General features: G+C 58.3%; 1 protein-coding gene. It reads right to left on the bottom strand.

Annotated features, from left to right (window positions below):
* Positions 1–177: 177 nt before the first annotated feature.
* Positions 178–444, bottom strand: a complete 267-nt coding sequence (locus ACOCD2_RS25800; RefSeq protein WP_419584231.1) for a hypothetical protein — start codon at positions 442–444, stop codon at positions 178–180.
* Positions 445–533: the final 89 nt, after the last annotated feature.

Genomic DNA, 533 nt, shown 5'->3' with positions numbered 1-533 from the left:
AGTTGTTGCGTAGTGCTTGGTGACCAGGACGGCTGGGGCACCAATAGGTTGTCAAAGGCCGAGTCGATTTTGGGGACTGGGATGTCCCAAAATCTATCACGAGGCCGAAGACACGCTTGGATGATCTATCTAGAGGACCAGCCAGATACGGTTCATCCCCACGGGTGTGGGGAACACTTACGCTGCCAGCCATGGAGAGCGAAGCGAAGGCTGGTAGTCCCCAGTAGCCGCGAGGCCGCACTGTTTTCCCGGCGTGCCTTGCGCCAGAGGGAAAACAAAGTAGGCCTCCGAACGCGGCGTCCAGTCATATGGGAGCCAAGTACGGAGCAGCAACGAGCTTGCGAAGTTGTTGCGTAGTGCTTGGTGACCAGGACGGCTGGGGCACAAATAGGTTGTCAAAGGCCGAGTCGATTTTGGGGACTGGGATGTCCCAAAATCTATCACGAGGCCGAAGACACGCTTGCCAAGGCGCACCAAGGGCGTTGCCGGTGGTACGTTCTGACATCAGCCCCCCCGTGGGTGACACCCGTCTG

This window comes from Thiolapillus sp. (assembly GCF_048562965.1).
Classification (GTDB): domain Bacteria; phylum Pseudomonadota; class Gammaproteobacteria; order Chromatiales; family Chromatiaceae; genus Thiolapillus; species Thiolapillus brandeum_A.
This window is presented reverse-complemented; position numbering and strand designations above follow the sequence as displayed.